Genomic DNA, 14,239 nt, shown 5'->3' on the forward strand with positions numbered 1-14,239 from the left:
TATGCGGGTGTAGTTCAATGGTAGAACTTTAGCCTTCCAAGCTAATAGCGTGGGTTCGATTCCCATCACCCGCTTAACGAAGCAGTACCGGAGTCCTTGCGATGCAGGGGCTTTTTCTATTGCGCTAAAGGAAATCCCGTGGTAACAGCGATCAGAAGATTGTTCTATTTTAGGAGTGGCGAGTAAGTAAGTATTCTTTAGTTTAAATTATGTACCCTTTGCTTTTTTACAATGTTCTGGTACAATAACGGAGAAATTGATACTACACATGAATGAGAGGTAACCATACGTCCCATGAAGTAAAACACATGAATTGAACCCCAGTTAACTGCAGACGGTTTTATGACGCAGTCAGCCAGAGCGGCTGAGCAATGAGGGGATTCGTGTGTCCAAATTCAGCTATGGGAAAAGGTATGGAGCAAGTAAGCCATTGAGGTTTACGTGTACCCTGTATTTTGGGTTTCTTTGTTCATGCCGTAGCTTACCTTAGATCTGTCTTTGAATGCTTGATCCAACCCTGAATTGCCAAACCGCCGGCTGATGCCAGCGGTTTTTTTTGTTCAGCAAAAAGGATGCAGGAAGGATGAGGCCTCATGATGACATTGGTACGCTTACATGAAGTATCAAAAGAGTGGAACGGTATTGAATTGTTTACAGGATTGAATTTGGAGATTAATGAGGGCGAACGACTCGCCATTTTGGGTCGCAACGGATGCGGCAAGACAACGTTGTTACGCATCATTTTGGGTGAGGAGCATGGTGGTGGACGGATTGAACGTCATATCCCTCAGCAGGAATGGGGGTTCATGCGCCAGCGCTCGGAAATTGAGACCGGGATGAATGTACTGGATGCGGTCCGCCGTGAGAGCGGTCAGATCTATGAAGTGAAACGGAACTTGGAAGAACTGGAACAACGTTTGAGCATGAGCACTGAAGCGGATGAAGAGCTGCTTGCAGCTTATACACAAGTGATGGAGCAATATGAACAGTTGAACGGTTATATGTGGGAGACTGAGGTAGAGAAAGTACTGACTCGCCTCGGATTATCCGCAGAGCATTGGAATAGACCCTATCATTCCTTGAGTGGTGGACAAAAAACAAAGGCTCGTTTGGCGGGGCTACTTGTCAGCAAACCCAAGTTCCTGATCCTGGATGAACCGACAAATCATCTGGATGAGGGAAGCATGCGCTGGCTGGAAGAGTGGTTATCCTCATATGAAGGTACGCTATTATTTGTATCACATGATCGTACGTTTATTGATCAGGTAGCAACAGGAGTCATTGAGTTCAGTCCAGATGCCCTGACCAAATACAAGGGAGGTTACTCCGACTACAAGATCCACAAAGAGCGTGAATTACGCGAACAGGAAACGATCTACCGCAGGCAGGAATTGGAACGTAAGGCGTTGGAAGAAACGATTCGAAATTATCAGGAATGGTTCCATAAAGCGCATAATTCGGCGACTGATGTGGAGGTGAAGATCACCCAGAGTTTCTACAAAGCCAAAGCCAACAAAAATATTTCACGTTACCATGCGAAACAAAAACAGCTGGAGCGTTTGGAGCGGGAACGGGTGGATAAACCTCGTGAAGCTGCAAAGTTGAACATGGAATTACAGATGAATCCACTGGCTGCACGCCAGCTGCTTGCGCTGGAAGAGGTGAGTTTTTCATATACGGGAGACAAACCATTGCTGCGCGATCTTCGGATTGCTGTGGAACGTGGAGATCGGCTTGCTGTACGTGGTCCTAATGGAACGGGCAAGACAACACTGCTGAAGTTGATGATTGGTGAACTGGAACCTTCGCAAGGCAAGGTCACACGGCATCCACAGCTGAAAATCGGTTACTTTTCACAGGAGCTGGAAGGGCTCCCCGAGAATCAGACGCTGCTGGACAGCTTGCTTACTCTTCCATCCATGACACAAAGTGCGGCACGTACCATTCTGGGATGTTTCCTATTTTCCAGAGATGATGTATTCAAGCGCATTGGGGATTTGAGCATGGGGGAAAAGTGCAGAGTGGCATTTCTGAGACTGTACTTTGGCGGAGCCAATCTGCTGGTGCTGGACGAACCGACCAACTATCTGGACATCGATACCCAGGAAGTCATGGAAAATGTATTAAAACAGACTTCAGGTGCTTTGGTGCTTGTATCCCATGACCGGATGCTGACGAAGTCACTCGCGAATCGGTTATGCGATCTGGAGGCTGGTGGCACAGTAACTCTGTTTGAAGGAGGTGTGTCGGATTGGGAGCAGTCCACCAAACTTCGGGAGGTGGCGCTGGAGACCCGGGAATCCGATGATGAGCGGTTACGATTGGAGATGCGCCTATCGGAGTTGCTGTCTCCTGTGAGCACTGCTGGAAAAGACAGTCTGACACAGCCCGAGCATTCGAATGAGCGAGCAGTCGAGGCAGCTGAGATTCGCGAAATCCAGCAGCGCCTGAAACAATTGAAAGATAATGGTGCAAGCATAAATTAGAACATGGACGGCTTGCTATTTCGATCTATTTTGCATATAATTATGAACGATCATCGATGATTACATCGATATAGGTAAACTAAGCAAACGTGATGATGGAGATAAGTAAGCAGTGCCTCTGGACAGGGAGGAAGCGCCGTAGATTGAGAGCGTTTCTGTAGAACAAGGCTGCCGAAATTCACTCCGAAGCGGTTCCCTGAACCTGTTTGTGTGCAGACACAGAGGCAACAGTAGGGGCAAACGGTTAACGGTCGTTATTCCGTACAAAGTGAGACAGAACCAGTTGCAGGCCATAAGGGCCACGCAGCAATGGATGTCTAACAAGGGTGGTACCACGGTCTTTTCGTCCCTTCAGGGGAGAGAAGGCCTTTTTTTGTTGCAAAAACACCACAAAAAGGGGGCAATTACACATGAAAGAACGTTTAGAGGCATTGAAGATCGAAGCGCTGGAGCAGTTGTCTGGTGTGAATGATCCGCAGACGCTCGGTGATCTGCGTGTAAAGTATTTGGGGAAAAAGGGTGCATTAACTGAGATTTTGCGTGGTATGGGTGCGCTTAGTGCGGAGGAACGTCCAGTTATTGGTCAAGTCGCCAATGATGTTCGGGCTGCCATTGAGGAAGTCATCGACAGCAAGCAGGATCAGTTCCAGAAGGAAGAGACGGCGAAGCGTCTGCAATCCGAGAAAATTGATGTGACTCTGCCAGGACGTCGTGGACGTCAAGGCGGACTGCATCCACTGACCAAAGTGGTACAGGAGATCGAAGATATTTTCATCGGTATGGGATACCGCGTTGCGGAAGGTCCTGAAGTCGAAATGGATTATTACAACTTTGAAGCATTGAATCTGCCGAAGAATCACCCGGCGCGCGATATGCAGGATTCTTTCTATGTTACCGAAGAATTGTTGATGCGTACCCATACATCTCCGGTTCAAGTACGTACCATGCAGAGCATGAAGGGCGCAGTGCCTGTCAAAGTCATCTGCCCAGGTAAAGTATACCGCCGTGATGATGACGATGCGACGCACTCTTTCCAATTCAACCAGGTTGAAGGATTGGTCATTAGCGAAAACATTCGTATGAGCGATCTGAAAGGAACCCTACTGCAATTCGTACGCGAAATGTTCGGTTCCCACACAGAAATTCGTCTGCGCCCAAGTTTCTTCCCATTCACAGAGCCAAGTGCGGAAGTGGATGTAACTTGTGTACAATGTGGCGGCAGCGGCTGTCGCGTATGTAAGCAAACAGGCTGGCTTGAAATTTTGGGCGGCGGTATGGTTCACCCGAAAGTACTGGAAATGGGTGGATACGATCCGGAGAAATACAGTGGTTTTGCATTTGGAATGGGCGTAGAACGTATTGCGATGCTGAAGTATGGTGTCGATGATATCCGTCATTTCTACAATAGCGATCTGACCTTCCTGAAGCAATTCGGACGGCTGTAACTTTAAGACAAGAAAGATTAACCATATAGAGCAAGCGAATGAACCGGGAACACCAATTTATAGATGAAGGAAGTGAACGTCCATGAGAGTATCGACAGATTGGCTGTCTGATTATATTTCCCTTGAAGGTGTGACGCCACAGGAATTGGCTGAGAAAATCACCCGTGCGGGTGTCGAAATTGATGTAGTGGAGAACCGCAACAAGGGCGTCAATAAAGTTGTTGTAGGTTATGTGAAGAGCAAGGAGAAACACCCCGATGCAGACAAACTGAATGTATGTGTCATCGATGCTGGTCAGGAAGAAGATCTGCAGATCGTGTGTGGTGCGAAAAATGTGGATGCAGGCCAAAAAGTAGTCGTAGCCCTGGTTGGAGCAAAGCTCCCTGGTGGATTGGATATCAAAAAAGCCAAACTGCGCGGTGTTGTCTCCCTTGGCATGATCTGTTCCGCCAAAGAGCTGGGCATGAACGACAAATTGTTGCCGAAAGATCAGCAGGAAGGTATTCTCGTTCTGCCGGAACAAACAGAGGTTGGCACGCCAATCAGCCAGGTTCTTGGTCTTGACGATCATGTTCTTGAACTGGACCTGACACCGAACCGTTCCGACTGTCTCAGCATGCGTGGTGCAGCTTATGAAGTGGGTGCCATCCTGGGTCGTGAAGTGAAGCTGCCAAGTCCCAAAGACCAACTGGTTGAAATTGGTGATGCAGCCGCGAATCATATCTCTGTAGAGATCAAGGCACAGGAGCAATGCATTCACTATGCAGCTCGTTATGTAACCGGCATTAAGCTGGGTGCTTCCCCGCTGTGGATGCAAAACCGTCTCATGGCGGCAGGTGTTCGCCCAATCAATAACATCGTTGATATCACGAACTATGTCATGCTGGAATACGGTCAACCGCTACATGCATTCGATGCGGATAAGCTGGAAAAGGGCCATATTGAAGTGCGGATGGCCAACGAAGGCGAAACGATTGTTACGCTGGATGGACAAGAGCGTAAGCTGGAGCCACACATGTTGCTCATCACGGATGGCGTGAAACCAGTAGCCATCGCTGGGGTTATGGGTGGCGAGAATTCCGAGGTATCGGAAGACACGGTGAATCTGTTGCTGGAGTCCGCCAAGTTCGACGGCGGAACCGTTCGGAAAACGTCGCGCCAACTGGGGCTACGTTCCGAAGCAAGCATGCGTTTTGAGAAGGAAGTAGACCCGGGTGCGGTGATTACGGCTTTGGATCGTGCGGCTGAACTGATTCAGCGTTATGCTGAAGGTGAAGTGCACCAGGGAATCGTGGAAGCTGGAGCAGAAGCTGCGGAGAAACGTGTAATTCAATTGTCGCTGGACCGACTGAATCGTTATCTGGGAACCGATCTGTCTTTGCTTGAGGTAAAAACGATCTTCGCTCGCTTGCACTTTGCATGTGGTGATGCTGATCAAGGATTGCTGGATGTGGAAGTGCCAACACGCAGAGGGGATATTACGCTTGATGTAGACTTGTTTGAAGAGATTGCACGCCTGTACGGATACGACAACATTCCAACCACATGGATTGAAGGACCGACGACTCCAGGGGCATATACACGCTCTCAAGCGATGCGTCGCACGATTCGTGGATTGCTCTCAGGCAGTGGCTGGCAGGAAATGATCAGTTACTCCTTTGTACACCCGGATAAAGCGACATTGTTCCCGGCATTGACACAAGGCAGTAAAGCCGTGAAACTCGCGATGCCTATGAGTGAGGACCGCAGTGTGCTTCGTACGAGTATTTTGCCGCAAATGCTGGATGCAGCGGTGTATAACATGAACCGTAAACAGGATTCACTGGCTGTATTTGAAGTGGGCAATGTGTTCTTCACTGAAGAAGATCAGTTGACCAAACAACCACATGAGATTCCGGTACTGGGCTTGCTGCTCACCGGGAATCGTGCAAGCCAGCAGTGGAATGTTGGAGCGGAGAAAGTAGACTTCTTCGATCTGAAAGGTGCTCTTGAGCATCTGTTCGCCTATGTGGGGCTTGAACAACGCATTCGCTTGGTAGCAAACAGCCCTGAAGGATTCCATCCGGGACGTTCCGCATCGGTTTACCTGGAAGGTAAGGATGGCGGGGAAGGCACATTGATCGGTACATTGGGTCAATTGCATCCGGAACTGCAACAGCAGTATGATCTGAATGATGTGTACATCGCAGAGATTGCACTTGAATCGATCTACAATGAAGCAGACGCTGACATTCGTTATCGTGAACTTCCGCGTTTCCCAGCCATGGAACGTGATATCGCGGTTGTTGTGAATGAGGATATTGAAGCGGGAGATATGCTGCGCGCCATTCGTGAATCGGCGGGTGAATTGTTACAAACTGTACAGGTGTTCGATGTGTTCACTGGTAGTAAACTGGGTGAAAACAAGAAAAGCGTGGCGATGGCACTGGTATACCGGAATCGTGAACGTACACTGACCGATGAGGAAGTTACTGAAGTTCATGCCCGTGTAGTGGCTCGTCTGGAAGAGCAATTCGGAGCGGAATTGCGTAAATAGGACAAAAGAAGATTTTTTGAACAAAGATTAGCAGGAATTGTTTGAAGTCACATCGAATCCTTAGCATTAGAGGATCGATGTGACTTTTTTGTGATTACAGCTTAGAATCAACATACAGACTTGAAGGAGGGCACAACTGTGACTACACCTGATCGTACACGCGTCACCGTAGAGATCTACGGGACTTCCTATAAACTGGTTGGCAGCAGTGCCGACTATATGAAACAAGTAGCTAACCTGGTAGATGAGCGTATGGGCGCGATCTCCAAGCAAAATTCCCGTCTGGATACTCCGCGTATTGCGGTACTGGCGGCTGTACATATGGCTGAACAGTCTCTTCAGACTCAGGAAATCCGTAATGAACTGAAGATGCTCACTGGAGAACGTACAGAACTGAGAAACGAATTGAATCGGTTAAACGCCATACAAAATGAACATCAACAAGAATTGGAACGGCGTGACCAGGCTCTTGCTGATTTGCAACAGCTGAAGATTGAAGCAGAGCAGGCGTTGCAAAAGTCCGAATCGGACAAAAATTCAGAGATAGCCAAGTTGAATAAGCTGCTGGAGCAAGAACGCGCTCAAGCAACGGAGCGAGTGCAGAAATTGCAGGCCCAAGCGACGGCACAACTGAAGGAAGCAGAAGCCAAGGGAACGAAACAGCTGAAGGAAATGGAAGAGAAAGCGGCTAACCAGCTTAAAAATGCACAGGCACAGGCTGCTTCCCAGCTCAAAGAAGCTCAGAACCGTTCTGCAGCCGAATTGCAGCAGGCGCAGGCCAAAGCTGCGGCGCAATATAAAGAGTTGCAGGACAAGACTGCAGCTCAATTAAAAGAAGCCGAAAGCCGTGCCGTTGCAGAACGTCAACAGATTGAAGCCAAGGCTGCGCAGCAGGTTCAGACAGCCAAGGAAGAAGCCGAGTCGGCCATTTTGTCCGAGTTGGAGCAGGCAGAGAGCAATCTGAAGAAAGCTCAGGAAGAGGCAACGTTGCAATATAACGAACTTCAGCAACAGATGGAACTTCGTCTTCAACAGGCTGAAGAAAAAGCGCTGCAACAGACACAAGAGCTTACGGATCAGGCGAATCAGGAACGGGCTGACTTGCAGGAACAAGCGGAGCAGAAGCGCCTGACTGAGATAAATCAGTTGAATGCGGAGTTCAAGGCGTTATCCGAGCAGTTGGAACTCGAATGGATGGAAAAAGAAGCAGCCCTCGAGGAACAATTGCAGCAAGCCAAGGAAGCAGCAGCGTCCCAGGCGAAAGAAGCCGAAGCGGCGGCAGAGGCCTTGTTGCAAGAAGAACAGGGCAAGCTCAAGCAGCAACTTGAGGAACAACGTAAACAGGCGGAGACTCGACTATTAGATGTCGAAGAGCAATTAGAAGAAGTGATGACCCAGCTCATCAGTGCACAGGACATGGTTGCAGAGCAAGAACAGCAGCTTCAGCACGAGCGTGGTCAATTGGAATCGTTACGTCATGAGCATGGGGTCCGTAAACAGGAGCAGGAAGTTCAGACTCGCCGAATTACGGAACTGGAACAACAACTGGAGCAGTTGAAAGAGGACCGTTCCCAGTTGCAGGAGCTTCTACGTGAAACGGAACAGGCTGCCCAGCAATCCCGTGATCTACAGGAACAATGGAAGCAGAAGTATAATGAAACTGTGGATAGAGAAACCTCTCTAACAGCACAGCTACGCAAACTTCAGGAGCAACATGCACAGCTTGAACAGGAAGCCCAAAAGCTTCGTGAGACTGAAGTGAAGTCGGAAGAGGAACAGCGCAGACTGCAAAAAGTGCTTGAACAGGCTCATGCTGCGGTGCGTACATTGCAGAATGAGATCGGCACGCTTACGGAACGTGAGCAGTCCTTGAAGGATCTTGCTGAGCAGCGATTGGCTGAGATCGGAGACCTGGAGAATCAGATTCTTGAAGTTGCTGAACAAAATGAAACGTTGGAGTCTGGTGTGCAATCCCTTCATGATGAATTGTCCGTGGTGAAGGAAGAGTCTCGTTTCAACCATGAAGAGGCTGTGCAATACCAGAAGGATGCAGAGCTTTTGGAAGAGAAACGCAATCAGCTTGAAGTTGAGCTAAATGTTGTTCGGGAAGAGCTGAACCGACTTCAGGATAACTATAAACAAATCCGTAATGATTACAGTGATGCATTACAACGGGAAGAGAATTACAGTTCCAAGCTGGATGAATTGAGCAAGGAGAAACAAGAGATTGTGAGCGCACTTGAAGAAGCAAGACAGTCTTCAGCTAAACTTTACGAGCGCTACTCGGAGCAAGAGAGCCGGCTAGCCCAGACTGAGGAAGAAGCGTTGGAATGGCAGATCAAATACGAAGAACTGTCAGCCAAACAGACCGAGTTGGCATCCCGTCTGGAGCAGTTGACAAGACGTGAAGAAGAACTTCGCTCAAGCGTTGAACAAGCAGAGCAGAACGACCAGGTGTGGCAACGCCGTGCAGATGAATGGGCGGCTCAGGAACAATCCTGGCAGGAACGCTGGGCTACACTTGAGAATGAACTGACGGTTTGGAAGAGAGAAAGTGCGGCAAGTAGTGAGTTGCTGGAGGGACTGGAGCAAGAACGACAGCAGCTGGACAAGTTACGTGCAGAAGCGACCCAAGAGAAAGAGATCATGGAAACTGAACTGCTTGAGATGGGGGAGCGTTACGAACTAGCGGCCAATCAATTACGTTTGTTACAGGTTGAACGTGAAATGGAGCAGGAAAAGGCAGAGCAGCTGAACACGGAATATCGTCAGTTGCATGATGAATATACGAAATTGCAGACGGAATATAACGAATGGATTGAATTGATTGAACAGGACCAGACCTAGCGGAATGAATGTAGCAGAACTGGCTCGTGGGCAACGTACTCTGGTACAATTTGTTATACTAAAGAAGGAGCTCCCGTCGCTGCGGGGGCTCCTTGTCTTGAATACTATTCTTCAACGATAATTTTGGAGATCATGCTGCTGTGTCCTGAACCACAGAAGACAGAACAGGACATTTCAAACTCACCAACTTTGTCCGGGGTTATGACTTTGGAGCTATTTCTGGTATCCAGTTGAAGATTCAGCTCAGGCACAAGGATACCGTGATTCCCGTTTTCATTTTTATAAACAATGTTAACGGGAACGCCTTTTTTAAGATGGTACTCAGGTTGATCGAATTCATAGTTACTCGCCTTGATGACCAATTCTTCACTGGCTGTAACTCCAGCATCAGCATCGGATCCATTGCTGCCAGATTCTGCGGACTGTTTTGCCCCTCCACATGCAGTGAGGACCAGAATTAACATACAGGCAGCAAGCCATGTTATGCCTTTCTTCATCATATGCCTCCTTAAAGCGTGATATGGATAAAATTTGAATGATTGCTCCAGTCATCATACCGCAATATGTGGATGCCTGTACACGCTGCGTATGTCGTTTTTTTGAAAATTGTACGTGTACGGCAGAGCGTGTGTACTGCCCGAATGAAATAAACCCCTTCCGGCACAGGGCCTTCAGAGGTTTAGGAGAATACATGGGGACGTTAGGGTGAAGTGGAGATTAACTTTTGGAGCTTCGTCCGGCATCAAAAGGGGTGGATACCGGGATGAAGAGATCGATAATCCCGATAACCAGCGCAGCGAGAATGGCACCGAGCAGGCTGACTTCAACATGATCTACAACATATTGACCAAGCCAAATCACCAGTGCGCTAACGATAAATCCGACAATACCGCGACCAAACGGGTTGACTCTTTTGCCGAAGATACCTTCAACGATCCAGCCGAGCAGGGCAATGACAAGAGCAAGCAACAGAGCGCTCCAGAAGCCACCAACGGCGAATCCGGGAACGATCCAGCTGACCACCATTAATACAATTGCAGCGATGACAAATCGCACGACATGTCCCAGGAAATTCATGGTGTTTACCTCCTTTTATTCGGATTGAACTGAGCAGGGCAACTCCAAGGGGGATGGAGAGGTTGCACAATCCTGACACCTGTAGTTTGTGGTGTTATGGTTGAAGTTATGTGTGGAAGGATTCGTTAAATAGCGTAAGAAAGTTTCTTTCGTTATAATACAGATATAGTTTGGAAGGAGTTGTACACTTGGACACGAAAATTTTACACACACTGGAATATCGCAAAATTTTAAATACATTGCTTAGCTTTGCCCAGACGACCATGGGAAAAAAGAAAGCGGAGCAACTTGAACCAAGCAGTGAACTTGAAGAAGTGAAGCGGTTGCTGCAGCAAACCGATGAAGCCTTCACATTTGATCGCTTGAAAGGCTCACCGTCGTTTGGGGGAATTGTAGATATCACGGCTTCCATCAAACGTGCTGAAATTGGAGGCACACTTAACCCTCACGAACTTTTGGGAATATCCAATACAACCTTTGCAGCGCGGCGATTGAAACGTCAGATTGGTACTTTGCATGAAGATGAGCCCATCGAATCATTGTTCTATATCAGTGATCAACTGTCAGAGCAAAAAACGCTTGAGGATGCTATCAAAATCTGTATTGACGATAATGCAGAGGTTGCCGACAGTGCAAGCGTAACGTTGGCGCAGATTCGTCGTGAGCTGCGAGGCGGAGAAGCGCGGATTCGCGAAAAACTGGATTCCATGATTCGATCCTCTACCGTATCCAAGATGCTTCAGGATCAGCTCATCACCATCAGAGGAGACCGTTTTGTTATCCCGGTGAAAGCTGAATATCGTTCGTACTTTGGCGGGATTGTGCACGATCAATCCGGTTCGGGTGCTACATTGTTCATTGAGCCAGAATCCATTGTTGCAATGAACAACAAATTACGCGAGACCCGGATTCGGGAAGAACGCGAAATAGAAATTATTTTGCAGAAATTGACGGCACTTGTCAGTGAGCAGGGAGAGTGGCTGTTGTATGATGTCGACTTGCTGGGATCACTTGATTTTATCTTTGCCAAAGCACGTCTGGCTCGTGAACTGAAAGCAACATTGCCTCGCATGAATGACCGCGGGTTCCTGAAGCTCAAGAAAGGCCGCCATCCACTGATTCCGATTGAAAACGTGGTACCAATTGACATAGAGTTGGGCAATGATTATACATCCATTATCGTGACAGGTCCCAATACGGGTGGTAAAACGGTAACGCTCAAAACGATTGGATTGCTGAGCCTGATGGCCATGTCCGGTTTATTTGTTCCGGCTGAGGATGGCAGTCAGTTATGTGTATTTGATGCAATCTATGCAGACATTGGGGACGAGCAGAGTATCGAGCAGAATCTGAGTACTTTCTCCAGTCATATGACCAACATCATTCGCATTCTGAAAAACATGACACCAAAAAGTTTGGTATTGCTTGATGAACTTGGCGCAGGGACAGATCCGGCTGAAGGTTCCGCACTGGCGATCTCCATGCTGGAGCATATGCACCGGACGGGATGTCGCATGGTTGCAACCACTCACTACAGTGAACTGAAAGCATACGCATATGAGCGTAAAGGTGTCATTAATGCCAGCATGGAATTTGACATCAACACACTGAGTCCAACCTATCGCCTTCTGGTGGGTGTACCTGGACGAAGTAATGCATTTGCCATTGCAGAGCGACTGGGACTGCCGGGTTACATTCTCGACTACGCCCGTGGCGAAGTGAAGGAAGAGGATCAACGGATTGAACACATGATTGCTTCTCTTGAAGAGAACCGTCTTACGGCTGAACAAGAGCGTGAGAAGGCAGAGAGCTTGCGCCAGGATATGGAGAAATTACGCAGTCGTCATCAGACCGAACTGGAGAAGCTGGAACAGCAGCGTGATCGCCGGATTGAAAAAGCAGAAGAAGATGCACGCAGCATTGTGGACAAAGCTCGCGCGGAAGCCGAGAAGATTATAGCAGATCTTCGCCTGTTGGCTATGGAAGAAGGTGCTTCCGTGAAGGAGCACAAACTCATTGCTGCCCGCAAACAGCTGGACGAGGCTGAACCGGAGAAACGCAGAAAAACGGTCAAGAAGGCGGCAACAGCGCCGAAGACTCGTGCTATCGGTCCTGGTGATGAAGTGCTTGTCTACAGTTTGAATCAAAAAGGCCATGTTGTAGAGATGGCGGGCAGCAAAGACGCTATGGTACAACTGGGGATTATGAAAATGAAAGTATCCCTGGATGACTTGGAACTGCAGCAATCGGCTCCCGCAGCCAAACCAAAGCAAAAACCGGTAACGGGTATGAAGCGCACACGTGATGACAATGTGAAAAGTGAATTGGATCTGCGTGGTACCAACCTGGAAGAAGCCCTGATGGAGACAGACCGGTTCATTGATGAAGCTTTCCTTGCCAACCTGGGCCAAGTTTATATTATTCACGGTAAAGGTACAGGAATTTTACGTTCCGGTATTCAGGATTACCTGCGTAAGCATAAACATATTAAAAGCTACCGGCTGGGCAATTACGGAGAAGGCGGGAACGGTGTGACCGTCGCAGAATTGGAATAGCCGGTCCATGAATCAATGATATTCTGCGACCTTATTCATGAAGGTCGCAGATGGGGAGAGGGGAACGGTGCGTGATAGAAAGCATTGACCAATTGCTGTCTCATCCCTTGGGGATGGTACTCGGTTTTTTCTCGGTAGCGATTATGGAGCTGCTTGTATTTCTGGCTTGCTTCGAACTGGTGACCAAGTATAAATGCTGGACGGAGATCAAGAAGGGCAATGTGGCCGTTGCGATGGCTACAGGAGGCAAGATCTTCGGGATCTGCAACGTATTGCGGTTCTGCATACAAGCGAAATCTTCGGTATATGAAGCCATGACGTGGTCATTCGTAGGGTTTATCCTTTTGCTCATTGCCTACTTTTTGTTCGAATTCCTGACACCCGTGTTCTCCATTGATAAGGAGATCGAATCGGATAACCGAGCTGTCGGATTGATATCCATGATTATTTCAGTCTCGCTGTCGTTTGTTATTGGCGCGAGCATTATCTAGGGGGACCGGTCATGAAGATATTGATACGGATTTTGTTTGCGGCATCGATCGTGTTTTTTGCCATCGGTGTCATCTATGTAATGAATACATGATTATATGAAAGAGAAAGGTTGATCAATATGGAAACAACAGTATGCCCTTGGTGTCAGACGGAGATTGTATGGGATGAGGAGCTCGGTCCTGAAGAAGAGTGTCCTTATTGCCACAATGAGTTAAAAGGATACCGTACACTCAACATTAACATCGATGATGAAGAGAACGATGAAGCTGAGGACGACATCTATGATGTAGACGATGTAACGAACGAGAAACAGACTACGGATCTTTCGGATCTGTGGGGGGATGAAGTCGAACTCAAATTGCCGGAGTTGCGAACGTTAACCAAATACGCGGATGAAGGTAATGATCTCATTCAGTATGAACAAGGTGTACAGAAGCAACTTGATCATCAGGAAGAAGTACCAGAGTGCCCGAATTGCCGGGAATTCATGATTCTCGCAGGTACACAAGCTACAACGCAGGATAACTTCACACCAGTTGCTAACGCAGCTTCAGGCGAAGGGTCACTATTGGCATCACCGTTTAAAGTATTGACCTATGTATGCTCGGGATGTTTCCAAGTTCAATACAGTCTGTCTGAGGAAGATCGTCTGCGTCTGATCAAGAACCTGAGTACGCAGGAATAAACATTTCGGCGATTCTAACCAATTTCATAGCAATCCTGAAGATTCATCATGTTTTCCTCTTGCTTGGGGCACGTTAACCCTAAGACCTACCTGTACATAGTTCACTTCAGGTGGAT

At 48.1% G+C, this 14,239-nt stretch carries 9 protein-coding genes and 1 tRNA gene; 8 read left to right on the forward strand and 2 right to left on the reverse strand.

The window, feature by feature from the left end:
* The first annotated feature begins 3 nt into the window (after nt 1-3).
* The 5 genes from NSQ20_RS09105 to NSQ20_RS09125 all read left to right on the forward strand — a co-directional run bounded on the left by NSQ20_RS09105 (nt 4) and on the right by NSQ20_RS09125 (nt 9,314).
* Nucleotides 4-74 (forward strand) — tRNA-Gly (locus NSQ20_RS09105).
* A gap of 519 nt (nt 75-593) precedes the next feature.
* Complete coding sequence (gene abc-f / locus NSQ20_RS09110) at nt 594-2,486, forward strand: ABC-F type ribosomal protection protein (protein WP_340032314.1); 1,893 nt, start codon at nt 594-596, stop codon at nt 2,484-2,486.
* Nucleotides 2,487-2,896: 410 nt separating this feature from the next.
* Nucleotides 2,897-3,931 carry a phenylalanine--tRNA ligase subunit alpha gene (gene pheS, locus NSQ20_RS09115; RefSeq protein ID WP_340019848.1) on the forward strand — a complete coding sequence of 345 codons (1,035 nt, stop codon included), beginning with the start codon at nt 2,897-2,899 and terminating at the stop codon, nt 3,929-3,931.
* Between the two features lie 82 nt (nt 3,932-4,013).
* Complete coding sequence (pheT, locus tag NSQ20_RS09120; RefSeq protein WP_340032315.1) at nt 4,014-6,467, forward strand: phenylalanine--tRNA ligase subunit beta; 2,454 nt, start codon at nt 4,014-4,016, stop codon at nt 6,465-6,467.
* A 138-nt stretch (nt 6,468-6,605) separates the two neighbouring features.
* Nucleotides 6,606-9,314, forward strand: a complete 2,709-nt coding sequence (locus tag NSQ20_RS09125; protein ID WP_340032316.1) for a hypothetical protein — start codon at nt 6,606-6,608, stop codon at nt 9,312-9,314.
* A 104-nt stretch (nt 9,315-9,418) separates the two neighbouring features.
* Here the strand turns inward: NSQ20_RS09125 and NSQ20_RS09130 are convergent, their stop codons facing one another.
* Both NSQ20_RS09130 and NSQ20_RS09135 read right to left on the reverse strand, forming a co-directional pair.
* Nucleotides 9,419-9,811, reverse strand: a complete 393-nt coding sequence (locus tag NSQ20_RS09130; protein ID WP_036669784.1) for a cytochrome c oxidase subunit II — start codon at nt 9,809-9,811, stop codon at nt 9,419-9,421.
* A 220-nt stretch (nt 9,812-10,031) separates the two neighbouring features.
* Nucleotides 10,032-10,391, reverse strand: coding sequence for a phage holin family protein (locus NSQ20_RS09135; protein WP_036610114.1), 360 nt, complete (start codon nt 10,389-10,391; stop codon nt 10,032-10,034).
* Nucleotides 10,392-10,579: 188 nt separating this feature from the next.
* Between NSQ20_RS09135 and NSQ20_RS09140 the strand changes: the two genes are divergently transcribed.
* The 3 genes from NSQ20_RS09140 to NSQ20_RS09150 all read left to right on the forward strand — a co-directional run bounded on the left by NSQ20_RS09140 (nt 10,580) and on the right by NSQ20_RS09150 (nt 14,123).
* Nucleotides 10,580-12,946: an endonuclease MutS2 gene (locus tag NSQ20_RS09140; protein WP_340019851.1), complete on the forward strand. Its 2,367-nt coding sequence runs from the start codon at nt 10,580-10,582 to the stop codon at nt 12,944-12,946.
* Between the two features lie 50 nt (nt 12,947-12,996).
* Nucleotides 12,997-13,437, forward strand: a complete 441-nt coding sequence (locus NSQ20_RS09145; protein ID WP_082219034.1) for a DUF350 domain-containing protein — start codon at nt 12,997-12,999, stop codon at nt 13,435-13,437.
* 119 nt (nt 13,438-13,556) lie between these two features.
* Complete coding sequence (locus NSQ20_RS09150) at nt 13,557-14,123, forward strand: hypothetical protein (protein WP_076327048.1); 567 nt, start codon at nt 13,557-13,559, stop codon at nt 14,121-14,123.
* Nucleotides 14,124-14,239: the final 116 nt, after the last annotated feature.

It is taken from the genome of Paenibacillus sp. FSL K6-1122 (genome assembly GCF_037977015.1).
GTDB lineage: Bacteria > Bacillota > Bacilli > Paenibacillales > Paenibacillaceae > Paenibacillus > Paenibacillus amylolyticus.